Source organism: Bradyrhizobium sp. Rc2d (assembly GCF_900099855.1).
Classification (GTDB): Bacteria; Pseudomonadota; Alphaproteobacteria; order Rhizobiales; family Xanthobacteraceae; genus Bradyrhizobium.
In genome coordinates this window covers 198,443-221,416 of the sequence record NZ_FNCU01000001.1, presented here as the reverse complement: position 1 = coordinate 221,416, position 22,974 = coordinate 198,443, and the positions used below count along the sequence as shown (strand labels likewise).

The window sequence follows — 22,974 nt, the reverse complement described above, 5'->3', positions numbered from 1 at the left end:
CTCCTGAAGTCGCGAGTCGGGGTAGGCCGCTCGCGAAGGGCGCCCTCCAGGGCGCCGTAGCGAGCGAGCGGCTTGCGGTGATTCGGCGAAAGAACCTGTCGGGATTAGATGCCAAAGCATATTCGTGCATGTCAATATGGCTTCGTGCTATGCCTTCGACGAGACGTGCCTCATGGAAAAACATTCTGGGCGTTGCATAGTCCTGCCGACCGGCATCGCGTTGTCGAGATGGTTTGTGCTGCTCCCGTCGCCGTATGAATGGCTACCCCTTCTTGCGAGGCAGACGCGGCCGCTTAGGCCGCGGGGGCGAAGTCTTGAGAATGTCCGCACAGCTCGAGGGTTCAACAAAGAGATCGGAAGGATGAACGCCGAGCGCTTCGGAAATGCGATCGAGAACATCAATCGTCGGGTTTTTCGATTGCCGCTCAAGACCCGCCAAGTAGGAACGGTCGATCCCAGCCGTGCGCGCCAATCGTTCCTGCGACATACCACCTTTGAGGCGGATCCGACGGACGTTCCAGGCCAGTAGCGCACGAGACTTCATGTGTCGAAGCATGCCATTCCCTCGACCGGTTAAAACACTGGCTATGACCTACCATTTAGATGCAAGTCCGCGTTCTCGCCGCACAGTGCCGACGGAACGACGGCAACTTGCATGAAGGATAAGTGCGATATTCCGAACCGAGAAACTAGTCGAGGCGCCTGCGGCCCTCAGGCTGTCAAGGCCAAAAAACACAGGCCGTGTAGTCCCACGGACCAAGCGTCCGGTGTCCTGTCCGCACCACCCCCTGCTTTTTGGCCCTGACTGCCAACCCCGCTCATTGCCGGGCGGCTAGTCGGTTGCATGCCACAACGCGCAAGCCATGAAAGGCAACGACAATGGAAGCAAACATCTGTCAACGCATCACCGACCAAATCGTCCGCGAGTTCGAAGACGGCGTGCGACCCTGGATCAAGCCTTGGAATGCCGGTAATGGCAGCGGGCGTATCAGGCGGCCTCTGCGCGCCAAGGCAGCCCGTATCAAGTTACCAATGTTCTCATGCTGTGGTCGGAAGCTGTAACCAAAGGTTACCGATCGCCGATTTGGATGACGTTCAATCGGCGCTGCCCGGACGCATGGCTTACACGCCGACCGACGTCAAACTCCTCAAGCAGCATTCAAGGGCGCGAACATCCTATCGAAAATCGCAAAGCTGATGAAGGTGAGCGAGGCCGCGTTGCGGCAGAAGGCGCTGAAACTCGGTGTCGGGTTAGGTCATCAGCGATAACCCGTGATTCTCGAATGGCCGTCCGGCTGTCTTGTTTCATCGAACTGAGCCCAAAGGATTCTGTGAGCACCGTTTGGTTCACGCTCGGGATCGCAGCGCAACACGATCGGCGCCTTCCCACGATAGGCGCCGTCGCTTCCTGTCAGGCCGTGGCTAAGAGAATGCCGAGTTCAGCTCGCTCAGCCTCACGGAGATGGAAAGGCGGGTGGATAGGGAAAGACCCCCGGCCGTCATTGGTGGTCTGCGGACCACCGCCGTAGCGTCGGCCTCTGAACAGGCTTCCACCAACGTTCAGTCCCTTGCATCGGCCACTGAAGAGGTGTCAGCTTCGGTAAACGAGATCAGCCGGCAGGTCCAGGAGTCAGCGCGCATTGCCAGTGAAGCCGTACGGAAAACGGAGAGCGCTGATCAGCGCGTTCTGTCGCTCTCTCAGGCCGCGGGCAAGGTCGGTGGCCGTCGCTCGCCATCCTGGCCGCAGTTTGTGTGCTCGGTGTCGGCGCGTGGGGAGTGTCTCCCAATCTTCAGTTCAAGATGGCGCGCCTTTTAGGCGAAGTTGATGCCTACGAATCCAACACCATGGTTATCGGTGGATTGGAGACCGGTGGCGCCGAGCGCCTCGAGTTCTGGCGCAAGTCTATCGGAGTCATTCGCTCGGCGCCGATCGTCGGTCATAGCACCGGTTCGACGAAGGAGCTGTTTGCAAACGAAGCGGCCGGTCAAACCGGCATCAGGGCGAAAATCGTCGACAATCCGCACAATCAGACGCTTGCCGTCGCGATCCAGGACCTTTGCCTTCGGAGGGCACGGGTGATTGAAACGACGGATGGTCCAGAGTGACAGGCAGCAACGAAAGCACTAGGATCATGCGACGAATGGCTGTTTTTGCTCGGCTAAGCCCACTTATGCGATCGCTAAGTGATTGATTCTACTTACCCCGCGGCTGTCTCTTAATCAGCGGGTCCCAGGTTCGAGCCCTGGTGCGCCCACCAAGCCTTTACAATGGCTTGGGTACCCCTCGCGATAGCCATTCCGACAAGCGGTCAGCGGCTGGACTTGGTCCAGTCCGCATTCGCTAGCCGCGAAAATCCTTTCTTTGAGCCTGTTGGCGGACGCTGGGTTGCATGCATTCCCGACGAGCGGAGCCGATCGCTCTGCGTCATCCGAGCCAGCGCTTGCGACGCTTGTAGTGCTTCACGTCGCGGAATGATTTTCGCCTGTCACCGGCAACGCCAAGGTAGAATTCCTTGACGTCCTCATTTGCTGCGAGCGCCCGTGCCTCGCCGTCCATCACCACGCGGCCATTTTCGAGGATATAGCCGTGGCTCGCGTATTTGAGCGCCATATTGGTGTTCTGCTCGGCGAGAAGAAAGGAAACGCCTTCCTTGACGTTGAGATCCTTTACGATCTCGAAGATCTCCTGCACGATCTGCGGCGCAAGGCCCATCGAAGGTTCATCGAGCAGGATCATCTTCGGGCACGACATCAGCGCGCGCCCGATCACGCACATCTGCTGTTCACCGCCTGACGTATAACCGGCGGTGGAACCACGTCGCTCTCTGAGGCGGGGGAAATAGGCATAGACCCGCTCAAGGTCCTGCGTGATCGCCGACTTGCCGTCCTTGCGCGTGAAGGCGCCAGTCAGAAGATTCTCTTCTATCGTGAGGTGAGGGAAGGCACGTCGCCCCTCCATCACCTGAATGCAGCCGCGCCGCACCAGGTCGTTTGGCGACATGGACTGCACCTCGATGCCGTCGAATAGAATCGAGCCCTTGGTGACTTCGCCGCGCTCTGCATGTAGCAGATTGGAGATCGCTTTCAGCGTCGTGGTCTTGCCGGCACCATTGGCGCCGAGAAGCGCGACTATGCCGCCCCGCGGAACCTCCAGCGATACGCCCTTCAACACGAGGATGACGTGATCGTAGACAACCTCGATATTGTTGACCGACAGAACCGGAGCTGCCGCTTCCGTCGCCGGAGCGACCTTGGGGGTTGACACGGCAGACCTCCAGACAGTTGCACCTTCGGGAATCCGGGAGCAGGCAAACCTGCCTCCCGGATCAGTCAGACTGGTTCAAGTTTCTTTCGCGCAGTCGCGCGGCTGGATCTTCTTCTCCGCGGCATACTTCGCGGACACATCGGCGACGAGCGGTTCGATGAGCGATTCGTCTGCCGTGTACCAGTCGGAGATTACTTTCCAGGCCTTGCCATCCCACTGCTGAACGCGCCCGTAGCGCGCACCCTCGTGATCGGAGCAGGAAATGCTGACCGGCTTCAACATCCCCTCAAATCCGAGTTCCTTGATGCGTGCATCGGTGAGGATGAGGTTCTCCAGCCCCCAACGGACCTGCTCGCCCGTCAGCGGTTTCTTGCCGAACTTTTCCTGCGCCTTCCGGATCGCCTCCACGCCGAGCATGGCGTTGACCATGCCACGGTTGTAGAGAACTTCGCCGACCTTGCCAGATTCCGTTGAACCTTTGCCTTTCGCGTAGACATATTTCTCTATGTCAGCATGGACGGGAAACCTGCCAGCACCATGCTGAAGCATCAGTGATTTGTAACCTGTGGCCTGATCGCCTGCCGGCGTCACGTCGGGCTCTGCGCCCGACCACCAAACACCGATCATCTTCTCGCGCGGATAGGCAACGGCCGCCGCTTCCTTGATTGCCGTGCTGTTCATGACGCCCCAGCCCCAGACCAGGACATAGTCCGGTCGATTCTGGCGGATCGCCAGCCATTGCGACTTCTGCTCGACACCGGGGTGCGTAACCGGGATCGAGGTGAACGCAAAGCCGTACTTCTGCGCCAGCACCTGCAGCATCGGAATCGGCTCCTTGCCATAGGGGCTGTCGTGATACAGCAGCGAAATCTTCCTGCCTTTCAGCTTGTCGAAGCCACCGAGTTCCTTGGCGACATGCTGGATCGCGATATCTGCCGCCGACCAGTAAGTGCCGAGCAATGGGAAGTTGTAGGCGAACACCGCGCCGTTCTTGGAATCGGCACGGCCGTACCCCATTGTGATGATCGGGATTTTGTCGGTCGCGGTCTTCTCGGTGAGGGCAAAGGTGATCCCGGTCGATAGCGGGTTGATGAAGGCCGCGCCGGTCGGCCCCTTGCCCTTGAGGCGCTCGTAGCACTCAACGCCCTTGTCGGTCGCGTAACTCGTCTCGCATTCTTCAGTCAGAATCTTGACGCCGTTGATACCACCGTCACGCTCATTGATCAGGTTGTAATAGTCCACAACGCCGTTTGCGTAGGGCGCTCCGTTCACAGCGTACGGTCCGGTCCGGTAGGACAGAATTGGGATGAACTGCTCGTTTTGCGCTGCGGCCGGTGCACTAAACGCCGCGCCCGACAACGCGGCCGCCAGTATCAGTACATTGCGTGGAATACTTGCCATGTTGATATTCTCCTCCTTTGAGCCCCTCTTTTTCCGTTCGGGGGATTGTTTCCTTCCTCCTTTGTCAACAGCCGTCATCCGCTCGAGGCGCGATCGCAACTTCAATAGGGAAACGGCCAAAGTCTGAGCTTCTCCTTGCCGATTGCTATCAGCCGGGCGAACCCATGGGGTTCTTTGATGAGAAGATAGCAGATCAACGACCCAAAGATAATGAACTGCAGGTGAGTGATCGTTTCCGTCGACAGCGGCACGCCGAGCTGGGTTGGAAGGACGTTCAGCATGATCGGCACAATGAGGATAAACGCCGCTCCGACGAACGGGCCCATGATGGATCCCAGCCCACCAATTATCACCATGAACAAGAGCTCGAGCGAACGGTCGATCGAGAACGCGAGCGGCTCCCATGAGCCAAGGTAGACGAACGCCCAGAGTGCGCCCGCCACGCCGATGATAAATGAAGAGACCGCGAAGGCAGTGAGCTTTGCATAGAGTGGCCGGATGCCGATCAGCTCGGCAGCGATATCCATATCGCGAATTGCCATCCATTGTCGGCCAAGGTTGCCGCGGACGAGATTCTTCGCCAAGACCGCGATCACCGTGACGAAGATCAGGCACAGCAGATAGCGTTCGATCGGCGTGCGAACGACCACACCGAAGAAATTCAGTTCCGGCGCATTGACCGACCCTGACGGGGCGTAGTTGGTGAACCACGGCACCCGCAGGAATACCCAGTCGAAGAAGAACTGCGCCGCGAGCGTTGCAACCGCAAGATAGAGGCCCTTGATCCGCAGACTGGGAATCCCGAACAGGATTCCGACACCCGCCGCCATGAACCCGCCAAGCAGAATGGATACCAATACGGGCAAAGGCGGGATCGAAATCGCGAAGCCAAGCGAGGTGAGCGGGACATGAACGCCTGTCGCCAGCTTGTAGGCGGAATAGGCGCCAATGGCCATGAACGCACCGCTGCCGAGCGAGATTTGGCCGCAATAGCCGACGAGAATGTTTGTGCCGATGGCAGCGAGTGCGAGGATCAGGAAGGGCAGCAGAATCGCCCACAGCAGATACTCGCTACCAAACGGCCAGATGTGGAAGCTGGCCAGCACCGGCACCCCAATGAAAGCGATGCCGAGCAAGATCGCGAGCGCAATGCGGTCCTGACGGATCGGGAAGATCGCCATATCCTCTGCGTAGGTTGTCTTGAATTGGCCGACCTCACGATAAAGCAAAGCTAGCTCCTGTCTCAGATGCGCTCGATGATCCGCTCGCCGAACAGACCCTGCGGCCGCACAAGCAACACTGTTAACGCCAGCACATAGCCAAACCAATATTCGATACCGCCGCCGATAGATGGCCCGAGGTACACCTCCGCAAGTTTCTCACCCGCCCCGACAATGAGCCCGCCGGCGATGGCTCCCGGAATGGAGGTGAGGCCCCCGATGATCAGGACCGGCAAAGCCTTCAGCGCGAGAAAGGTGATGGAAAATTGCACACCAAGCTTAGTGCCCCACACGGTCGCCGCAACCAGCGCAACGAGACCGGCAACGAGCCAGACCACGAACCAAATCCAACTGATTGGAATCCCAACCGAGTGCGCGGCCAAATGGTCATCGGCCACAGCCCTGAGTGCGCGACCGGTCTTGGTACGCTGAAAGAAGATCGCGAGGCCGGCGACCAGGATGCCTGCGATCAATGCACCCCAGACGTCCAGCTTGTTGATCAGAATTCCACCCGGGAAGAGGCCCTCAAACACGAACCAGGCGTCCGTCGGGAATAGCCGCAACGGATAAACATCCGATCCGAAGATCATTTCCGCCGCGCCCTCGAGAACGAATGTCACGCCGATGGTGGACATGAACAGCGTGAGGGCGTCCTGGTTGATGAGGGGTCCGATCACGAACCGCTCGATCAGCCAAGCCGTTGTCGCCATGATCACGGCGGCAAAGCCGATGCCGAGAACGATCGCAACCCAAAGCGGGAAGCCGTTGGCCACGAGGAGATCGAGCGAGCGAACCAGCGCCAATCCAGCGAGCAATACCATTGCACCCTGGGCAAAATTAAAAACGCCGGATGCCTTGAAGATCAGCACGAAGCCGAGGGCGACCAGCGAATAGAGCACGCCGGACATCAATCCGCCGATCAGGACCTCGAGAAACTGACCCAATGCGATCACGAACGCACCTCAGTGTGCGACGCCAAGATAGGCGTCGATGACGGCCTGGTTCTCCCTCATCTCGTCCGGGGTGCCGTCGGCGATCTTTACGCCATGATCGAGCACCGCCACTCTATCCGATAGATCCATGACCACGGCCATGTCGTGCTCGATCAGCACGATCGTTGTGCCGTAATGGCTGTTCACATCGATAATGAACCGCGACATGTCCTCCTTCTCCTCGAGATTCATCCCTGCCATGGGTTCGTCGAGGAGAAGAAGGTCGGGCTCCATGGCGAGAGCGCGACCAAGCTCGACGCGTTTCTGCAAGCCGTATGGCAAGCGCCCGACAGGCACCTTGCGGATCGATTCGATCTCCAGGAAGTCGATAATCTCCTCGACCCGGTGCCGATGCTCGACTTCCTCTGCCAGAGCAGGGCCGTAACGCAGCATCTGCCATAAGAGGCCCCGGCGCACCTTCAACGTGCGGCCAGCCATGATGTTGTCGAGCGCGCTCATTCCCTTGAACAGGGCGACGTTCTGGAAGGTGCGCGCGACGCCGCCGCGGGCGGCCTCGAAAGGCTGCATCCTGGCCCGGGTGCGCCCCTTGAAGGTGATGGCGCCACGATCAGGGTGATAGAATCCGTTGATGACGTTGAGCATCGAGGTCTTGCCGGCGCCGTTGGGGCCGATGATGGCCCGAATTTCGCCTTTTCTCACGTTGAACGAAACGTCCCTGAGCGCCCTGACGCCGCCGAAGGCCAGGGCTACGCCCTCGACTTGAAGCAGGATCTCGTTCGTGTCCGGCGCTCTCATGCTGCCTTCCCCAAGGATTCCGCCGAACCAGTGGCTTGCATGTCGCGGATCTTGACACGAGCCGCGATAGTGCCCTTGCGGCCATCCTCAAAAGTGACTTCAGTGGAAATGTCGGCCTCATGCGAGCCGTCGTAGAGTGCGGTGACCAGTGGCGCATAGCGCTCGGCAATGAACCGGCGACGCACCTTCTGCGTGCGGGTCAATTCGCCGTCATCTGCGTCGAGTTCCTTGTGCAAAATGAGAAAGCGACGAATTTGAGCGCCCGCCAGCACCCTTTCCTTGACGAGAGAGTGGTTCACCGCGGCAACGTCTTTCGCTACCATGTCATAGACCAGCGGATGCCCGGCAAGCTCCTGATAGGAGCCATAGGCGATATTGTTACGCTCCGCCCAATTCGCGATAGCGACCGGGTCGATGTTGATCATGGCGCAAACAAACTCTCTTGAGTCGCCGAAAGTGATCGCTTCCTTGATATTGGGAAAAAACTTCAGTTTGTTCTCAAGGTACTTCGGCGCAACCATCGTGCCGTCAGCCAGCCAGCCGACGTCCTTCGCCCGATCGATGATCTTTAGATGTCCGGTCTTCTCGTCGAAAAAGCCCGCATCGCCGGTCTTGACGTAACCGTCGAATGTCATGGTTTCCGCGGTCTTTGCTTGATCCTTGAAATATCCGACGAACATGCCGGGCGAGCGAAATTGCACTTCGCCCGATTGCGCAATGCGGATGTCGACGTTCGGGGCCGCCGGACCAACCGTATCGGGGTAGATCTCGCCATTAGGCTGGCACGTCACGTACAGGAAGGCTTCGGTCTGGCCGTAGAGCTGCTTCAGATTTAGTCCGATCGAGCGGTAGAATGCGAACAAGTCCGGACCGATGGCTTCGCCTGCAGTGTACGCGACACGCACCCGGGACAGGCCGAGAACATTCTTGAGAGGTTCGTAGACCAGCAAGCGCCCGAGCGCATAGAGCAACCGGCCCCGCAGGGGCACCTGTTTTCCGGTCAACACCTGCTCGCCATACCGGCGCGCCACGTCGAGAAAGTAGTTGAACATTCGACGCTTGACAGGCGCAGCGTCCTCCATGCGGATCATCAGGCGCGTCCGCATGGCCTCGAAACCACGCGGCGGCGCGAAATAGAAGGTCGGTCCGATCTCGCGCCGATCCTGCTCGATCGTTTCACTACTCTCGGGACAGGCCATGCAGAAGCCAGCGACAAGGCCTTGCACATAGTTGAGGTAATGATCGCCCACCCAGGCCAGCGGCAGATATGCGAACACCACGTCGTGGTCGGCCAGTCCGTCGAACCTGGTGGTGTCCGATGCGGCGTCAATGCAGCCTCGCGTCGACAGCATGACGCCCTTCGACGCGCCGGTCGTTCCCGAGGTGTAGAGGATGACCGCGATGTCAGAACCATCACCCTGCCGGACGAATTCATCGATCTGTCCACAGAGCGCCGGATCCGCCGTCAGCGCTGCGCGACCGTCCTCGATGACATCGTGGATCGCGATCAGCCGGCTGTCCGCGTAGCCATCAAGGCCGCGCGACTCGTCATAGAGAATCTTTTGAAGATGCGGCACTCGCTCGCATACGGACAAGACCTTGTCCACTTGCTCCTGATCCTGTGCTGCAACAAAGCTCGCCTCAGCGTGCGCGAGAACAAAAGCAAGCTCTTCAGCCACTGCGTCCGAGTAAACCGGAACCGGAATCGCTTGCAGCGCCTGCGCTGCCATCATGGTCCAGTAGAGCTTCGGTCGGTTGGAACCCACTACCGCGATCTTGTCTCCTGGCTGCAGTCCAAGTCGATGCAAGCCCGCGGCGTAAGCCCGGACGATCGCAGCAACCTGGGCCCACGTCCACGTCTGCCAAATGCCAAGATCCTTGTGTCGAAACGCCGGACGCGTGCCGAACTGCGTCGCATTTCGCAGAAGCAACTTGGGGAACGTATCAAACGATCCGCCATCGGCCATGTCGCTCTCGATCCCAAAAACCGACGCGTTGGTTCGCGCCTGCTTATGGTGACGCCGCGCCCTTTATGGGAAGCAGCCATGCGAACGCCGCACGTTCCAACATTACAACGGTTCGAAAGTCCTACAAGTCCCGGTTTGCCGGGCCGAGATTGTCGTGACCGTCCGGGCGTGGGTCAATTTGCCGCCTGCCAATAACCGATTGCGGTGTTGACGGCTAAACTCTCGCGTCCAGATTTATGTTGCGTTGCGATATTGAAGCTGCGCTCCATTCCGACAGGGGAAAATCCTATTCTGCGTAGCGCATTGGTCGGCTGCAAAGGCGGTGGAGGGCTGCCTTGCCGCCCTGACCAACCGAGGCTTCGAGGGCCGGATACATGACATCGGCAGCCTTTTTTGCGCAAAACCGAACGGTTAGCTTCCGCCCTCAATAAACGGTCGACTACGACGGCAAATCGCGTGGCCTTCGTTTCTTTGGCCGGCCGGAACGATGTAGACCCCGCACTTCCTGCTGTTGAAAGAGCTCACCGCACACGTCACGCAGCCATTGGCTTGCCGGGTCGTGATGGAAGCGGGCGTGCCAATATTGCTTCACCGTAAAGCCGGCGATCGCCAGCGGGCAGTCGAGCACGCGCAGTCCGTAATAGTGAGCCAACGTTTCGCCGATGTGCCTTGGAAGGGTGGCGATCAGGTCAGTTGTCCCGACGATTGCGGGTAACCCCAAAAAGCCCGGTAGCTCAAGCGCAACGTCGAGGACTATCCGCTGCTCCTGTAGCGCGGCCGCGAGCAACTGATGTCCGGTGCCGGACCGAATGAGGACGTGCGCCTCACGCCTGAAATCTTTTGCGGTGATGCGGTCGCGGATCCGGGCATGTTTTGCGTTCGCCAAGCAGACCCAATCCTGCGGAAAGAGTGCCTGCTGGAAGTGCCCAGCGTCGAGGTCCGAGATGTAGCCGAGCGCCAGATCGGCCTCGCCAGACTGCAGCATTCGTGGGGTATCGCCGCCGATCTGCGCCGCCTCGATGCGGATGCCCGGAGCAACGCGGCGAACGTAGGCGAGGATGGCCGGAAGCAGCGTGATGTGACTCGCATCCGTCATGCAGATGATGAAGCGGCGCTTTGCAGTCGCCGGATCAAACTCGGGGCGAAGCTCCGCCAGACGACGCAGCATCTCCAGCGCCTGTCTGGCCGTGCCGATGAGAGCCTCGGCGCGCGGAGTCGGCAGCATTCCCTCCGCCGACCGGATAAAGAGCGGATCGTCCAGTTCCTTTCGCAGGCGCGCCAGCCAGATCGAAATGGTCGGCTGACTTTGACCGAGCTTCTCGGCCGCCTTGGTGACGCTACCCGTGGTGAACAATGCATCGAAGAGCTGGAGGAGGCGCGGCTCCAGCAGGTTCGTATCGGAGAGATCCCGGTGCTTCATTGCGTTTTGCAATAATGGATATAAGGATCATAGCATATCCAAATACGGAGCCGACTGCTACCACGCTTCCGACGCCAAAAAGGGCGCGGGAGAAGCGTTCGGATGAGGATCTGCTTTATCGGAGCGGGAGCCCTAGGCTCGACCATCGGTGGCACGCTGGCGCGCGGTGGCGCCGAGGTTTGGCTGATCGATCCGTTCCAGGCTCATGTCGACGCGATCAATGCTGATGGTCTCCGGATGCTCGAAGGTGACGCCGAGACCGTTGTGAAGGTCTCTGCCTGCACCTCCGCGACCCAGGTCGGCATCGTGGCGGACCTCGTCATCGTCCTCGTCAAATCCTATCACACGCGGGATGCGATCCGGGCGGCAGCGCCGATCATCGGGCCGCAGACAGTCGTGATGTCGCTTCAAAACGGTCTTGGTCACGAGGATATTCTTTCGGAGGAAGTCGGTCGTGACCGGGTCATGGCAGGCAAGACCTACGTTGGCGGCGTGCTGCTCGGCCCCGGTCATGTTCGCTCAGGGGTCATCGGCAAGGAAACCATCATCGGCGAACTTGACGGACGCTTGACGGAGCGCGCACAGCGAATTTCCGAGACGTTCAATCGTGCCGGCATTCTCACGCTGCTCAGCGACAACATCTTGGGCACGATGTGGGACAAGTTGTTCATCAATGTCGCCGGAGGAGGAATCACCGCCGTTACCGGGCTGACGTATGGCGGTCTCTATTCGCTGCCGATCCTGGAAGATTGCGCGCTGGCCGCGATCTCAGAGGGCATCGCGGTCGCGCAGGCGGCCGGCGTGAAGATCTCGATCACCGATCCGCGACGCGCTTGGACGATGGCATCCGCTGGTCTACCGCCCGAGTTCAAGACGTCGATGTTGCAGAGTTTGCAGTCCGGCAACCTGACCGAGGTCGACTACATCCACGGCTCCGTCGTGCGTTGGGGCGCCAAGCTCAACGTCCCAACTCCCGTAAATTCCACCCTCGTCGCGTTAATCAAGGGCATTGAATACGCCCGCAGCGACTATCCTGGAAGGTCCTGAGACGATGTCGCCGCCCCGTGCCTATGTCGAACACGTCGCCATCCGTGTGCCTGACGTTGATCGTCACGTCGACTTCTTTCGTGAGGTGCTTGGTCTTGCCATTCGCGACGAGCAACCCGCCGATGGCGCGCGCCCACGTCAGGTGTGGGTGCTCGGAAGCGTGCAACTCATCGAAGATGCGAACTTCGTGGGACCAGAGGGGCGTCTCGCCCATCTCGGCATCATGGTCGACGATTACGAAGGTGTGCTCGCCCGTGCGGCCGCGTGGGGCGCCAAGGCGTTGCCTGCCGGGCCGAACTGGCTCGAGCTACCGGGCGGGCTCAACGTCGAAATCTTGCAAGCCAGTGCAGGCGCCGTGGAAGCCGCCCTGGCGATCAATCCCCGTGCCTAGAGTTAGAGGAAGACGCGACATGACCGGTGAGCGCTACTGGGACGATGCCAGGGTCGGTGACGAATGCGTCACCCCTTCGGTGACGGTCACCGAAGCGATGGTGAATGCCTATGCCGAACTGACGGGTGATTTCACGCCGGTCCATGTCGACGAGGAATACGCCAAGACCACACCATTCGGCACGCGCGTCGCGCACGGGCTGTTCGGTCTGTCGCTGGCCGACGGTTTGAAGACCCGTGCCGACTACCGTTTCCTTCCGGGAATGTCGCTGGGCTGGACGTGGGATTTCAAGCTACCGATCAAGCTCGGTGACACCGTGCACGTGAAGTTCCGCGTCGGTTCAATGCGCGCCACGAAGCGTGACGGATGGGGCATCGTGGTGCTGCCGTCAGAGCTGATCAATCAGCGCGGCGACGTGGTGCAGACTGGTGAGCATCGACTGATGATTCCGATGCGCCCGAAGACCAACGCCGCAGGAGAGCAGGCATGACGGCGCAAGATCTGCCGCTCAAAGGCATTCGCGTCATCGACTACAGCCATTTCCTGGCCGGCCCGTTCATGGGCCGTTGCCTCGCTGCGATGGGCGCTGAGGTCATCAAGGTGGAGCGTCCTAGGCAAGGCGATGCGGGCCGAGCCCATGGGTATTTCAAGGACGGACAATCCGGCTACTTCCTGCAGCAGAACATGGGGAAGCAGGGATTGTGTATCGATCTGCGCGACACGCGTGGTCTCGACATGATGATGAAGCTAGTCGACACAGCCGACGTCTTCATCGAGAACTACCGCCCCGGCGCACTCGACCGCCTCGGGCTCGGTTACAAGGCGCTGTCGACGCGGAATCCGGGACTGATCTACTGCTCGGTCTCCGCCTATGGCCACACCGGTCCCTATGCCGACCGTCCGGGCTTCGGCCTGATCGCAGAGGCGATGTCGGGGGCTCTGGCGCAACTGGGCTCTCCCGGTGAAGCGCCGCCGCTGCTGCGGATGCCACTGGCCGACATGTATACCGGCATTCACGGTGTGGCTGCCATCAATGCAGCGCTGGTCGGCCGCGCGTCGTCCGGCCGCGGCCAGCATATCGATCTGGCGCTGTACGACTGCATGGTCTCGATGCACGACTATGCGGTTCAGCGTTACTTCCTCTCCGGCGGTACCGACCTGCCGAAGCAGACCGGCAGCGGACAGCCGGACTCGACCGTTTACGGGGTCTTTCCGGCCAAGGACGGCAATCTTGTCATCGCTGCGCAAGTCGATGATGCGTGGCGACGATTGGCGGCGCTGATCGGAGGAAGCAGCTTGTCATCCGACGAACGCTTCACCACGCCTGCCGCGCGGAACGCCCATTATGCCGAGGCGATGGAAATTGTGCGCAACTGGACGCTTTCGCAGCCGTCTCGGGATGCCTGTCTTGCCGCACTCGAGCAAGCAGGTGTGCCGTCCGCTCCTGTGCAGACCATCGAAGAGGTCGTGAAGGATCCGCAGATCCACGCGCGCGGCATGCTGGTCGAGCAGGAGCATCCTGTTCTCGGCAGGGTGACTTTGCCGAACCTGCCCTTCCGCTTCTCCAGCTGCGACATCACGGTGCGCACTCCGGCACCACTGCTCGGCCAGGACAATCGCCGCATTGCAGAGTCGCTGGGACTGTCGGCCCAAACCATCGACGCGATGGTGCGAGACGGTGTTCTCTACAACGAAACTGCAGTGCAGGAGTAAGCCATGAGCGATCGTTATGCGGTGATTGGCAATCCGATCGGCTTCAGCAAATCACCCCTCATCCATGGCACTTTCGCCAAAATGACGGGACAGGACCTTGTCTATGAGGCGATCGAGGGACCACTCGATGGCTTCAACGAACGGGTTGATCAATTCCGGACGGAGGGCGCCAAGGGGCTGAACATCACAGCCCCGTTCAAGCTCGATGCTTTCGCCTACGCAAATGAGCTTTCAGAGAGCGCCAAACGAGCAGGCGCCGCAAACTGCCTGAAGTTCGAGGGCGATCGGATCATTGCCGAGAATTTCGACGGGATCGGCCTAGTGCGTGACATCACCGTCAATCTCGGCGTCAAAATGGCCGGCCGGCGCGTCCTAATGCTCGGCGCTGGAGGAGCAGCGCGTGGCGCGCTGCTGCCGTTCCTGCGCCAGGAGCCGTCCGAGCTGGTTCTGGTCAACCGAACGCTGTCGAAAGCGGTGGCATTGGCCGAAGAGTTTGCCGGCTGTGGTCCCCTGATTGTCAGCGGCTATGCTGAACTGGCCGATCTTGCCGAGGGCTATGACGTCGTCGTCAACGCGACGTCGGCCAGCCTGCGGGGTGAAATGCCGCCGCTTCCAGGCAATGTCTTCCGCGGTGCGGCGCTGGCGTACGAACTAGCCTATGGCAAAGGGCTGACGCCCTTTCTGCAAGCGGCCCGCGCCGAAGGCGTAACCAAGCTGGCCGACGGCGTCGGCATGCTGGTCGAGCAGGCGGCCGAAGCTTTTTCCTGGTGGCGCGGCGTTCGACCGAGCACGGCTCAGGTCATCGCCGAACTGACCGTCCCATTGAGCTGACGGGCGATACCGAGCATGCATCCGAAGTCCAGTTTTCTCGTCGGCCTGATCGGCAGTGGCATCGCTGCGTCCCGCACCCCGCCCATGCACGAAGCGGCCGCAGACGCCGCTGGCATCCGCTATATCTACAAAAAGATCGATCTGACAGAGTTGAAGCTCGGTGTGGAGGCGTTGCCGGAATTGCTCACGGCCGCAAGGCGGATGGGCTTTGACGGGTTGAACGTGACCCATCCCTGCAAGCAGGCGATCCTTCCACACTTGGACGAGCTTTCGCCTGACGCAGAGGCGCTTGGCGCCGTGAACACCGTGGTCATCAGGAACGGTCGAATGACCGGCCACAACACGGACTGGTTCGGCTTCGCCGAGAACTTTCGCCGCAACATGCAAGGTGCATCGCTCGGTCGCGTCGTCCAGTTCGGCGCGGGCGGCGCAGGCTCGGCGGTCGCTTTCGCGCTCATGAAGCTGGGCGTGCGGGAACTAACCATCATCGACGTCGACGTGGCCAAGGCGCAGAGTTTGGTGGATAGCTTGTCCCCTCGATTTGTAGAGGGGCGCTTGAGGGCCGGCCAGGATGTCGCGGCGGCCGTCGCTGCCGCAGACGGAATTGTCAACGCGACGCCGATCGGCATGGACAAGTATCCGGGCACGCCGCTGCCGACGGCCCTGCTGCGTCCCGATCTGTGGGTCGCCGAGATCGTCTACTTCCCGCTGGAAACCGCGCTGCTGCGCGCGGCGCGTGCCCTCGGCTGCCGCACCGTCGATGGTGGTGGCATGGCGATCTTCCAGGGTACCGAGGCATTCCGCCTGTTCACGGGCATCTCACCTGATCCAGACGTCTTCTTCGCCACTTTTGCATCCCGGGGAGGGTGACACCCGGCCGATGGGCGAGCGGCACGTACAACGCCCGAGAGGAAACGCAAGATGGGCTACACGCTCGATTTCTCGGTGGTTTGGCATGCGATGCCCGCGCTGCTGTGGGGGTGCGTGGGTACGTTGGGCCTGGCGCTTGCCGGCATGACGCTCGCAATGATGATCGGTGTCGCCGGCGTCGCGGCACGCGATTCGAAGGCGGCGTGGTTGCGTGCTCTCGTGATCGGCTTCGTCGAGACCGTGCGCAATACGCCTTTCCTGGTGCAGATCTTCTTTCTGTTCTTCGCCCTGCCGCTCGTCGGATTGAAGCTCAATCCGACAGCCACCGCCGTCATCGCACTCGGTGTCAATGGCGGCGCCTACGCCATCGAGATCATCCGCGGCGGGGTGCAGTCCATTCATAAGGGACAGGTAGAAGCCGGCTACGCGCTCGGACTGCACAAAGGGCAGGTATTCCGGTTCGTTGTGCTCAAGCCAGCGCTTCGCGCGATCTACCCCTCGCTCACGGGTCAGTTCATCATGCTGACGCTGACCTCGTCGATCTGTTCGGCCGTATCGGCCTACGAATTGACGTCGGTTGCGCAGCGCATCGAAAGCGACACATTCCGCAGCTTCGAGGTCTACTTCTTCGTCACTTTCCTCTACCTCGCGATCTCCTGGCTGTTGATGCTGGGCTTCGCGGTCATCTCTCACCGCTTCTTCTCATATCCGACACGCTGAGGGGGAGATGATGGCACCGCATTTTGGCCTCCCTGAGTTCGGTTTCCTGTTGCGTGGGCTGCAATGGACGATGCTGCTGACGCTGGTCGCGTTTGCGGGCGGCTGCACGGCGGGTCTGGCGGTCGCATTGCTGCGCACCTGTGGTCATAAGGGCGTGGAATGGGTCATCCGCATCTACATCGGGATATTCCAAGGCACCCCGCTGCTGCTGCAGCTCTTCGTCGTGTATTACGGATTGGCGCTGACCGGGCTGAAGCTCGACGCCTTCGTCGCGGTGGCGATCGGCTTCACCGTGAATGCCTCCGCCTTCCTTGGTGAGATTTGGCGCGGTGCGATACAGGCCGTGCCGCGTGGCCAGACCGAGGCGGCGATGGCGCTTGGACTGCACTATTCGTCCCGCATGCGCGACATCGTGCTGCCGCAGGCGATCCGCATCTCGCTGCCGGCGACCATCGGCTATCTCGTGCAGCTCATCAAGGGCACTTCGCTCGCTGCCATCGTCGGCTTCATCGAACTCGCCCGCGCCGGTCAAATCGTATCGAACCAGACCTTCCAGCCGTTGCTCGTCTTCGGCGTGGTCGGCGCGATGTATTTCATCCTCTGCTGGCCACTGTCGTGGTGGGGCAGCCGGATGGAGGCCAGGCTCGCCCTGGCCAATCAAAGGTAGGAACGGCCGCAATCTACCCAATCAAACACAGCCATCACCAGCAGGAGGAAACATCAGATGTTATTTTCGATCAATCGTCGCCAGCTCGGCATCGCGCTGCTGATGCTGGGGGCCATCGCTGTCGCAGGTAAATCGCAGGCGGGCATCCTGGAAGACGTGAAGAAGAAGGGCGTCGTCGTCATCGGCATTCAGGGCGATAATCCTCCATGGGGCTATGTCGATAGCTCAGGAAAGCAGGATGGCATCGATGCCGATATGGGGCGCGCCTTCGCTGAATATCTTGGCGTGAAGGCCGAGTTCGTCCCGCTGGCAGTGGCCAATCGTATTCCGGCGCTGACCACAGGCCGCGTGGACATTCTGTTCGCAACCATGGCGATGCTGCCCGAGCGTGCCAAGGCGGTGCAGTATTCCAAGCCGTATGTTGCCAACGAGATCACCCTTGTCGCTGCCCAGGCAACGCCGATCAGCAGCAATGCCGATATGGGCAAGTACGTTATAGGCGTTCCGAGGTCCTCCACGCAGGACACCCAGGTCACCAATAGTGCTCCAGCGGGCACCGAAATCCGCAGATTTGATGATGATGCGGCCACAATCCAGGCGCTGCTCTCGGGTCAGGTGCAGGCCGTCGGCGCAAATAGCTTCTACCCGCAGCGTCTGAACGCCGCAAAGCCGGAATTTGGGTTCGAGCCCAAGCTTCACTTCACTGCCCTGTACAACGGAGCCTGCACCCGCCTGGGGGAGAAGGAGTGGAACGAGACCGCCAACAAGTTCATCGACCAGATCAAGTCTAACGGCAAGTTGGCCGGCTTCTACGCCAAATGGATGAAGGCGCCCGTGCCGACCTTCCCCGACTCGGTCCCCGGCGTTCCGTTCACAGTCCAGTAAATACCGTTAAGCGGCCGACGCGCTGCGCGCGTTGGCCGCTGTCGATGTCGGAGGCCGAATTCATGCAGGACCAGATCCTGATCGAAATGACGGGTGTGCAGAAGTGGTACGGCGGGTACCAAGCTCTCCGCAACGTTGATCTCACTGTGCGCAAGGGTGAAAAAATCGTGCTCTGCGGTCCGTCCGGCTCAGGCAAGTCGACACTGATCCGCTGCATCAACCGCCTCGAGGCGATCCAGCAGGGCAGTATCGTAGTAAACGGTCATCGGCTGGACGACAGCAAGGCAATCGATGTCGTACGTCAGGACGTCGGCATGGTCTTTCAGAGCTTCAACCTCTTTCCGCATATGACGGTGTTGCAGAATTGCATGCTCGCCCCCATTCGCGCGCGCCGCATCAGCAAGACCGAGGCGGAGGCGACCGCGCGAAAATATCTCGAGCGCGTGCGCATCGGTGACCAGGCTAACAAGTATCCGGCTCAGCTTTCGGGCGGTCAGCAACAGCGCGTCGCGATTGCGCGCGCGCTCTGCATGCAGCCTAAGGTGATGCTGTTTGACGAACCGACCTCGGCTCTCGATCCCGAAATGGTCAAGGAGGTGCTCGATACAATGATAGGCCTCGCCAACGACGGCATGACCATGATTTGCGTCACCCACGAGATGGGCTTTGCCCGCCAGGTTGCCGACCGGGTCATCTTCATGGCTGAAGGCCAGATCATCGAAGAAGGCGAGCCCGGCGCTTTCTTCCGCAATCCACAGCACGCCCGCACCAGGCAGTTCCTTGGTGAGATCCTCGCCCATCACTGAACGGAGTACTTCCATGAGTCGTCTTGTCTACGTCCTCAACGGGCCAAATCTCAATTTGCTTGGCAAGCGCCAGCCCCACATCTATGGCCACGAGACGCTTTCGGATGTGGAGCGAGATTGCCGGGCGCTGGCCGGGGAGCTTGGCCTGGAGATTCGCTTTCATCAATCCAACAGAGAATACGAGCTGATCGACTGGATCCACGAGGCGCGCGAGACGGCGGCCGGTATCGTGATGAATCCCGCGGCTTTCACCCATACGTCGGTCGCCATCCTGGATGCTCTAAACACGTTCGAGGGGACAGTGATCGAGGTGCACATTTCCAACGTGCACAAACGCGAGGAATTCCGCCACCACTCGTTTGCGTCCAAACGAGCTGATGGAGTCATCGCAGGCTTCGGGACCCAGGGTTATCTGCTCGGCTTGCGTCGTGTGGCCAAGCTGCTTGATGAGAAGAAGGGGTAGCATCGTATGAGTGCACCCGTCCGTCGTGATGCGCCAACGTCTCATGCCGATCGCTGCGGATGTTTGGTAGTCTGCGCCGGCGTCGGCGGAGGGCAATAGTGGTCGGAACCGCTCGTTTGATCTGGATCAAGTCTCAGGCCCCCGCGGTCTTCAAGCTGTAAGCTGTCTGGCCTCTGAGATCCGGCAAAGCCTTGAAGACACTTCGCCAGCTTCTGTCCACCGACGGTGTTGTCCAGCTTGTGATCCGGCTGGCGCTGCTCGGCCTGCTGATCCTATGGACATTTCTGATCATCCGACCGTTCGTGCCGATCCTGACTTGGAGCGCGGTGCTGGCGGTGGCGTTCTACCCGGTTTTCGCCTGGCTCGCACAACGCCTCGGCGATCGTCCCCGGATCGCCTCGGCCGTTCTCACCCTCGTCACGCTAGGCATCGTCATCGGTCCCGCCGCCTGGCTGGGCCTGAGTGCGGTTGAAGGGCTCCGGGACCTTGCGGGCCAGATCGGCAGCGGGGATCTCGTGCTTCAGGCGGCGCCAGAGCAGATCAGGGATTGGCCCTTGATCGGTCCGCAGCTCTACGCGTTCTGGGATGAGGCCTACACGAATATCCGTGCTGCGCTGCGCGAGGTGGCGCCGTATTTGAAACCGCTCGCCGGGACGATGTTGTCGTTTGCGGGCGACACCGGCATCGGAATGCTCCAATTCCTGCTGTCGGTGGTCGTCACCGGTTTCCTGCTTCCGTACGGGGCGCAGCTTGTTGCCGCGCTCCGGGGCTTCCTGTTGCGCATCGTGCCCGACCAGAGCGAGCACTTCCTGGAGCTCGCCGGGGCCACCATACGCGCGGTCTCACAGGGTGTCATCGGTGTCGCCATCGTGCAGGCCCTGCTGGCGGGCATCGGTTTCAAGCTCGCTGGCCTCCCAAGCGCAGGGCTGCTCGCAATCATCGTGCTCTTGCTATCGATCGTTCAGATCGGCGCGGCTATCGTGCTTCTTCCCGTGGTCGTTTGGATATGGATGGACAAGGACGTGACCGTAGCCCTGCTCTTGACGGTCTATCTCGTCGCCGTCGGTCTTCTTGATAACGTCCTGAAGCCGCTTCTCATGGGGCGAGGCCTGACGACGCCGACGCTCGTGATCCTGATCGGGGTCATCGGTGGTACGCTCGCGCATGGGATCATCGGCCTGTTCATCGGGCCGATCATCCTGTCGGTTGCTTGGGAGTTAGCGGCTGCATGGATCGGGATCGACCGGGCTACGCCGATTCCGGTGGACCAGGCTGCCGTTGCCGCAACGGAAACCGTCGACGCACCGTTGACCTAGATCAATCGTCCCCTTCGTCGATAGGCGCGAGCATGGTCACCATAGATACGATTCTCATCGTCGATCATAACGAATTGGGTCTGCCGAATTGAGGTCGGGTTCGACGCTATGATGCTACAATTCCTTGTCGGCATCCTGGTCAGTGTGATCAATATCGGGCTCCACGCGCTGGTGACGGTGGTCGCGGTCGCCATCGCTCGCAGTGCAGGCCTGCGTCATACCAATCGGCCGAGGTTGCATCTCATGGGCGTCATGATCGCGGCCGCCGTCGTGTTGAAGATCGCCCACATGCTCGAAATCCTGATGTGGGCCGCGACCTACAATGTCGTCCAGGCTGCTGCCGTCGACACGGACTTGCTCTACTTTGCTTTCGTCAACTACACCACGCTGGGCTACGGCGACATCACGCCGGTGCGCGAATGGCGGCTGATCGGCCCGTTGACCGCCATGAATGGTGTTCTGCTGTTCGGCTGGTCCGCCGCCATTCTGTTCGAAGTCTTGCGCAAGACACTCGAACATCTCGGGCTGACGGAAGCGCCCGGCACAAGTTTACCACGGATCCAACGCAGTCGCGTGGACCCATCTTGATGGCCGTGGATTGTGGACCAGCACTCCGCCGGTTCAGGGCTGCAGATCGAGACTGGCGAGCTGGTGCCGGTCGAGCAGCACGATCTGACGCTGAGTGTTGCCGACGAAGCCGAGAACGCCAAGCTCATGCAGCCGCGACAGAGCGCGCGAGACAGTCTCCAGCGTCAGGCCGAGATAGTCGGCGATATCGCGCCGCGACATCGGAAGTGCCATGACGCCGGCGGCCGTCAGGCGCTTGTCCATTTCAAGCAGGAACGCCGCGACCCGCTCCAGGGAGGTCTTGCGGCCGAGAAGCAGCATGTGGTCTTCCGCATGCTGGAGGTTATCTGTCGTCATGCTGAGCAGGTTTCTGGTTACCATGACATCGCTCTCGGCCACGGTTTCGAGACTTTGCCGTCTGATCAGGCGTACCGTGGTGTCGATGATCGCTTCCGTCGTGAACCGGTGCTCGCTGCCGTTCTCGAGCCCGAAGATGTCGCCAACGAGGTGAAATGCGCCGATCTGCCTGCGGCCATCCGACAGCAGCTTGTAACTTCGTACCGCTCCGGACTTGACCTGGTAAACATACTCGGCCGGCTCTTTCTCGCCGTAGATCTCGGATCCTTTTCGGTACGAGAATTCGCTTAAATTGACCAGCGCATTTGAATGATTTGTCATGCCGAGGTCGCGGAGGGTATTGGGACGCAGGGTGGAATCCGTTGTGATGCGAACGAACATGGGCCAACTCCTCAGCTTGTCGCCGAATTGGTCGGTCGGATGAAATATTCTCAGCTGGAAATGCGCCGCGCTATCCCACTCCCGCCACAGTTGATTTTCGGCCAAGGTGGTAGTTCAATCCATTGTCCCAAGGTTCATTGTACCAAAGGACAGTACTGCTGATTGTTGCGCGGGATGAGAAGCTTGCCGCGGTGGAGATGCGACATATTGCGAAGCAGATATTCCGACTTCCAAACGTGAAGATGACTTGAAGAATGAGAGGGACGTCGAGCCGTCCTCATTAAATTGAGCGAGAGGTAAAAAAGTGCCAGGCCTCGTTCACGTTGTTGACGACGACGAGTCCTTTCGGACCGCGATCGAGCGCAGGCTGAAGCTCGCAGGATATGAGGTCGCGACCTATGCCTCAGCACTGGAGCTGCTGGATTCGGCGCCGGATGACGAGCAAGTGGGGTGTATCCTGCTCGACGTACGGATTCCGGGACTGAGCGGTCCCGACCTGCAGACCCGGTTGATCGCGTCTGGTTCGATGCTGCCGATCGTCTTCCTGACCGGCCATGCCGACACGCCAACCACCGTACGCGCGATCAAGGCGGGAGCGGAAGACTTCCTGACCAAACCTATATCCTCCGAGCAGTTGCTCGACGCGATCGAGCGCGCGTTGGCCAGTCAGCAAACGGCGCGCACCCAGCGCAGCAGACTTGATGCTTTTCGTGGTCATCTGGCCACGCTGACGCAGCGCGAGCGACAGGTGTTTGATCTCATTGTGCGCGGCCGGATCAACAAGCAGATCGCGCATGAACTCGGAACCGCCGAACGCACAGTGAAAGCGCACCGTCATCAAGTGATGGAGAAGATGCAGGTTCATTCGCTGGCGGAACTCGTTTCGATCGCAGAGCGGCTCGGAATACTCGATTCGAACGAGCATTAGCCGCATCGTCA

At 60.2% G+C, this 22,974-nt stretch carries 24 protein-coding genes and 1 pseudogene; 16 read left to right on the top strand and 9 right to left on the bottom strand.

Annotated elements, in window-relative coordinates:
- Positions 1-262 precede the first annotated feature (262 nt).
- Positions 263-487: a helix-turn-helix domain-containing protein gene (locus BLV07_RS01005; protein ID WP_349524240.1), complete on the bottom strand. Its 225-nt coding sequence runs from the start codon at positions 485-487 to the stop codon at positions 263-265.
- 392 nt (positions 488-879) lie between these two features.
- On the opposite strand from BLV07_RS01005, the pseudogene BLV07_RS01000 reads away from it, so the two are divergent.
- Together BLV07_RS01000 and BLV07_RS00990 are read left to right on the top strand one after the other, a co-directional pair.
- A pseudogene (locus BLV07_RS01000) lies at positions 880-1,088 on the top strand (ArdC-like ssDNA-binding domain-containing protein); the annotation flags it as partial.
- Positions 1,089-1,752: 664 nt separating this feature from the next.
- Entirely contained in the window at positions 1,753-2,106 is a 354-nt protein-coding gene (locus BLV07_RS00990) for an O-antigen ligase family protein (protein ID WP_349524043.1), read from the top strand.
- A 319-nt stretch (positions 2,107-2,425) separates the two neighbouring features.
- On the opposite strand, the gene BLV07_RS00985 is transcribed toward BLV07_RS00990, so the two are convergent.
- The 7 genes from BLV07_RS00985 to BLV07_RS00955 all read right to left on the bottom strand — a co-directional run bounded on the left by BLV07_RS00985 (position 2,426) and on the right by BLV07_RS00955 (position 11,021).
- Positions 2,426-3,265 carry an ABC transporter ATP-binding protein gene (locus tag BLV07_RS00985; protein WP_091878478.1) on the bottom strand — a complete coding sequence of 280 codons (840 nt, stop codon included), beginning with the start codon at positions 3,263-3,265 and terminating at the stop codon, positions 2,426-2,428.
- Positions 3,266-3,340: 75 nt separating this feature from the next.
- On the bottom strand, positions 3,341-4,666 hold the full coding sequence (locus BLV07_RS00980) for an ABC transporter substrate-binding protein (RefSeq protein ID WP_244550929.1): 1,326 nt from the start codon (positions 4,664-4,666) through the stop codon (positions 3,341-3,343).
- Between the two features lie 101 nt (positions 4,667-4,767).
- On the bottom strand, positions 4,768-5,895 hold the full coding sequence (locus BLV07_RS00975) for a branched-chain amino acid ABC transporter permease (protein WP_091878475.1): 1,128 nt from the start codon (positions 5,893-5,895) through the stop codon (positions 4,768-4,770).
- A gap of 14 nt (positions 5,896-5,909) precedes the next feature.
- Positions 5,910-6,839, bottom strand: coding sequence for a branched-chain amino acid ABC transporter permease (locus tag BLV07_RS00970; RefSeq protein WP_091878473.1), 930 nt, complete (start codon positions 6,837-6,839; stop codon positions 5,910-5,912).
- Positions 6,840-6,848: 9 nt separating this feature from the next.
- Positions 6,849-7,634, bottom strand: coding sequence for an ABC transporter ATP-binding protein (locus BLV07_RS00965; protein WP_091878471.1), 786 nt, complete (start codon positions 7,632-7,634; stop codon positions 6,849-6,851).
- On the bottom strand, positions 7,631-9,601 hold the full coding sequence (locus BLV07_RS00960) for an AMP-binding protein (RefSeq protein ID WP_091878469.1): 1,971 nt from the start codon (positions 9,599-9,601) through the stop codon (positions 7,631-7,633). Before BLV07_RS00960 ends, BLV07_RS00965 begins: the two co-directional genes overlap by 4 nt.
- Before the next feature lie 439 nt (positions 9,602-10,040).
- A complete protein-coding gene (locus BLV07_RS00955; protein ID WP_091878467.1) occupies positions 10,041-11,021 on the bottom strand; it encodes a LysR family transcriptional regulator in 981 nt (326 codons plus the stop codon).
- 102 nt (positions 11,022-11,123) lie between these two features.
- Here BLV07_RS00955 and BLV07_RS00950 point away from each other — a divergent pair, with 102 nt between their 5' ends.
- The 13 genes from BLV07_RS00950 (at position 11,124) to BLV07_RS00890 (ending at position 21,318) form a co-directional block, all read left to right on the top strand.
- Positions 11,124-12,068, top strand: a complete 945-nt coding sequence (locus BLV07_RS00950; protein ID WP_091878465.1) for a ketopantoate reductase family protein — start codon at positions 11,124-11,126, stop codon at positions 12,066-12,068.
- Between the two features lie 4 nt (positions 12,069-12,072).
- Complete coding sequence (locus BLV07_RS00945) at positions 12,073-12,459, top strand: VOC family protein (protein WP_091878463.1); 387 nt, start codon at positions 12,073-12,075, stop codon at positions 12,457-12,459.
- Between the two features lie 19 nt (positions 12,460-12,478).
- Positions 12,479-12,949: a MaoC family dehydratase gene (locus BLV07_RS00940; RefSeq protein ID WP_091878461.1), complete on the top strand. Its 471-nt coding sequence runs from the start codon at positions 12,479-12,481 to the stop codon at positions 12,947-12,949.
- A complete protein-coding gene (locus BLV07_RS00935; protein WP_091878459.1) occupies positions 12,946-14,172 on the top strand; it encodes a CaiB/BaiF CoA transferase family protein in 1,227 nt (408 codons plus the stop codon). The genes BLV07_RS00940 and BLV07_RS00935 overlap by 4 nt, the downstream gene beginning before the upstream one ends.
- Positions 14,173-14,175: 3 nt before the next feature.
- The gene (gene aroE, locus BLV07_RS00930) at positions 14,176-15,003 is read left to right on the top strand and encodes a shikimate dehydrogenase (protein ID WP_091878457.1); all 828 of its coding nucleotides are present in this window, start codon (positions 14,176-14,178) and stop codon (positions 15,001-15,003) included.
- Positions 15,004-15,018: 15 nt separating this feature from the next.
- On the top strand, positions 15,019-15,873 hold the full coding sequence (locus tag BLV07_RS00925; protein ID WP_091878455.1) for a shikimate dehydrogenase: 855 nt from the start codon (positions 15,019-15,021) through the stop codon (positions 15,871-15,873).
- Positions 15,874-15,924: 51 nt separating this feature from the next.
- The gene (locus tag BLV07_RS00920) at positions 15,925-16,593 is read left to right on the top strand and encodes an amino acid ABC transporter permease (RefSeq protein WP_091878454.1); all 669 of its coding nucleotides are present in this window, start codon (positions 15,925-15,927) and stop codon (positions 16,591-16,593) included.
- 10 nt (positions 16,594-16,603) lie between these two features.
- Positions 16,604-17,260, top strand: coding sequence for an amino acid ABC transporter permease (locus BLV07_RS00915; protein WP_091878452.1), 657 nt, complete (start codon positions 16,604-16,606; stop codon positions 17,258-17,260).
- Between the two features lie 57 nt (positions 17,261-17,317).
- Positions 17,318-18,145, top strand: a complete 828-nt coding sequence (locus BLV07_RS00910) for a transporter substrate-binding domain-containing protein (protein WP_091878450.1) — start codon at positions 17,318-17,320, stop codon at positions 18,143-18,145.
- 62 nt (positions 18,146-18,207) lie between these two features.
- Positions 18,208-18,951: an amino acid ABC transporter ATP-binding protein gene (locus tag BLV07_RS00905; protein WP_091880228.1), complete on the top strand. Its 744-nt coding sequence runs from the start codon at positions 18,208-18,210 to the stop codon at positions 18,949-18,951.
- A 13-nt stretch (positions 18,952-18,964) separates the two neighbouring features.
- Entirely contained in the window at positions 18,965-19,414 is a 450-nt protein-coding gene (gene aroQ, locus BLV07_RS00900) for a type II 3-dehydroquinate dehydratase (protein WP_091878448.1), read from the top strand.
- Positions 19,415-19,605: 191 nt separating this feature from the next.
- Positions 19,606-20,730: an AI-2E family transporter gene (locus BLV07_RS00895; RefSeq protein WP_091878446.1), complete on the top strand. Its 1,125-nt coding sequence runs from the start codon at positions 19,606-19,608 to the stop codon at positions 20,728-20,730.
- A gap of 108 nt (positions 20,731-20,838) precedes the next feature.
- Positions 20,839-21,318, top strand: a complete 480-nt coding sequence (locus BLV07_RS00890) for a potassium channel family protein (protein WP_091878444.1) — start codon at positions 20,839-20,841, stop codon at positions 21,316-21,318.
- Positions 21,319-21,351: 33 nt separating this feature from the next.
- Here BLV07_RS00890 and BLV07_RS00885 read toward each other — a convergent pair whose 3' ends face one another.
- Complete coding sequence (locus BLV07_RS00885; RefSeq protein ID WP_091880224.1) at positions 21,352-22,035, bottom strand: helix-turn-helix domain-containing protein; 684 nt, start codon at positions 22,033-22,035, stop codon at positions 21,352-21,354.
- 304 nt (positions 22,036-22,339) lie between these two features.
- On the opposite strand from BLV07_RS00885, the gene BLV07_RS00880 reads away from it, so the two are divergent.
- On the top strand, positions 22,340-22,963 hold the full coding sequence (locus BLV07_RS00880) for a response regulator transcription factor (RefSeq protein ID WP_091878442.1): 624 nt from the start codon (positions 22,340-22,342) through the stop codon (positions 22,961-22,963).
- The last annotated feature ends 11 nt before the right edge of the window (positions 22,964-22,974 follow it).

Bases quoted from the DNA above. Each gene is read 5' to 3' on its own strand.
- BLV07_RS00885 (WP_091880224.1), bottom strand. From the start codon at position 22,035: ATGTTCGTTCGCATCACAACGGATTCCACCCTGCGTCCCAATACCCTC.
- BLV07_RS00905 (WP_091880228.1), top strand. From the start codon at position 18,208: ATGCAGGACCAGATCCTGATCGAAATGACGGGTGTGCAGAAGTGGTAC.
- BLV07_RS00910 (WP_091878450.1), top strand. From the start codon at position 17,318: ATGTTATTTTCGATCAATCGTCGCCAGCTCGGCATCGCGCTGCTGATG.
- BLV07_RS00950 (WP_091878465.1), top strand. From the start codon at position 11,124: ATGAGGATCTGCTTTATCGGAGCGGGAGCCCTAGGCTCGACCATCGGT.
- BLV07_RS00960 (WP_091878469.1), bottom strand. From the start codon at position 9,601: ATGGCCGATGGCGGATCGTTTGATACGTTCCCCAAGTTGCTTCTGCGA.
- BLV07_RS00890 (WP_091878444.1), top strand. From the start codon at position 20,839: ATGATGCTACAATTCCTTGTCGGCATCCTGGTCAGTGTGATCAATATC.
- BLV07_RS00935 (WP_091878459.1), top strand. From the start codon at position 12,946: ATGACGGCGCAAGATCTGCCGCTCAAAGGCATTCGCGTCATCGACTAC.
- BLV07_RS00945 (WP_091878463.1), top strand. From the start codon at position 12,073: ATGTCGCCGCCCCGTGCCTATGTCGAACACGTCGCCATCCGTGTGCCT.
- aroE (WP_091878457.1), top strand. From the start codon at position 14,176: ATGAGCGATCGTTATGCGGTGATTGGCAATCCGATCGGCTTCAGCAAA.
- BLV07_RS00925 (WP_091878455.1), top strand. From the start codon at position 15,019: ATGCATCCGAAGTCCAGTTTTCTCGTCGGCCTGATCGGCAGTGGCATC.
- BLV07_RS00980 (WP_244550929.1), bottom strand. From the start codon at position 4,666: ATGGCAAGTATTCCACGCAATGTACTGATACTGGCGGCCGCGTTGTCG.
- BLV07_RS01005 (WP_349524240.1), bottom strand. From the start codon at position 487: ATGTCGCAGGAACGATTGGCGCGCACGGCTGGGATCGACCGTTCCTAC.
- BLV07_RS00915 (WP_091878452.1), top strand. From the start codon at position 16,604: ATGGCACCGCATTTTGGCCTCCCTGAGTTCGGTTTCCTGTTGCGTGGG.
- aroQ (WP_091878448.1), top strand. From the start codon at position 18,965: ATGAGTCGTCTTGTCTACGTCCTCAACGGGCCAAATCTCAATTTGCTT.
- BLV07_RS00965 (WP_091878471.1), bottom strand. From the start codon at position 7,634: ATGAGAGCGCCGGACACGAACGAGATCCTGCTTCAAGTCGAGGGCGTA.
- BLV07_RS00940 (WP_091878461.1), top strand. From the start codon at position 12,479: ATGACCGGTGAGCGCTACTGGGACGATGCCAGGGTCGGTGACGAATGC.
- BLV07_RS00920 (WP_091878454.1), top strand. From the start codon at position 15,925: ATGGGCTACACGCTCGATTTCTCGGTGGTTTGGCATGCGATGCCCGCG.
- BLV07_RS00955 (WP_091878467.1), bottom strand. From the start codon at position 11,021: ATGAAGCACCGGGATCTCTCCGATACGAACCTGCTGGAGCCGCGCCTC.